Source organism: Streptomyces morookaense (assembly GCF_013030945.1).
GTDB classification, from domain to species: domain Bacteria; phylum Actinomycetota; class Actinomycetes; order Streptomycetales; family Streptomycetaceae; genus Streptomyces; species Streptomyces morookaensis.
Window position 1 is genome coordinate 1 of the sequence record NZ_JABBXF010000142.1, and the last position, 1,247, is coordinate 1,247.

1 protein-coding gene is annotated in these 1,247 nt (G+C 69.5%); it reads right to left on the reverse strand.

Features of this window, described 5'->3' with window-relative positions; genetic code table 11:
• The coding region (locus HG542_RS33360) for a response regulator transcription factor (protein WP_218039105.1) at positions 1–605 on the reverse strand (605 nt) is incomplete at its 3' end.
• Positions 606–1,247 lie beyond the last annotated feature (642 nt).

Here is a 1,247-nt window from a genome sequence, read left to right on the forward strand (position 1 = left end):
CGGCCCAGCTTCCTGCGCAGCCGCTGCACGCACAGGTCCACGACCCGGCTGTCGCCGTCCCAGCCGTACTCCCAGACGTTGCGCAGAAGGGTGTGCCGTTCCAGCACGATGCCCGGGCTGGCGGCGAATTCGAGCAGCAGCTTCAGTTCGGTCGGGGTCAGTGCCACCGGGTTCCCGGCGACGAAGACCTCCATGCCGCCGGTGTCGACGGTCAGGTCCCCGAAGACGAGCACGTCCCCTCCCGAAGACGGTGACGTGGTGCTCACCGCGGCCGGCGACCAGGCCGCCCGCCGCAGCAGCGAACGGATGCGCGCCACGAGCACGGAGGTGTCCACGGGCTTGACCACGTAGTCGTCGGCCCCGGCCTCCAGCCCGGCGACGACGTCGAGCCCGTCGCCGCGGGCGGACATCATCAGGACGGGCACCAGGCTGGTCTCCCGGACCCTGCGGCACAGGCCGATCCCGTCCAGACCGGGCAGCATCACGTCCAGGACCAGCAGGTCGAAGCTCCCGTCACGGAACAGTTCGAGCCCCGTGAGCCCGTCGGCCGCGGCCTTCATCTCGTAGCCGTAGCGCTCCAGGGCGACGGTGAAGGAACGGCGCATCAGGTCGTCGTCCTCCACCAGCAGGACACGGACGGGCCGCGGAGCGGCCGGAGCCGGGACGGGCGAGGACACGAGCGGGCGACTCCTGTTCGGGGGAGGGACGATCCTCGGGGAACGATAGGGCACACACCGGACGGCACGGCCCGGTGCACGGTTGCCGCGGGGGTTTCGATGGACAACCAAGCGTTCCCTGATACCTGGCCGATACAAAACCGGCCGATACGAAACCGCTGGGCCAATCAGATGAATTGCCACGGTGATTGGCCTTTATCCGTTTATGCTCGTTTCGGTGCTTCTTGTGCGGCCAACGGTATGGGTCGCCCGATGGAAGGGGGCGCCGATGGGGTGTCACACAAGGGAGCGTCCGCCGTGGGGCGTTCGGGCGAATGTCCGGAGCTCGGCGCGGCGGGTGGCCTGGGCCGCCGTGTGCGGGCTGGTCGCCCATCTCGTCGGGTGGGGTCTCGACGAGGTTCTGAACCATGAGTTCGGCCCGCTGTCCCCCGAGGTGCGGGGGACAGCGGGCCGATAGCTCAGGAGGCCTCGGCGCTCACTGCGCCGGCTGCGCCGCCAGAGCCGCCCGCTTCACCGCCGAGGCCACGGCCTCGGTCGCCTTCGCGTTGAAGACGCTGGGGATGATGTAGT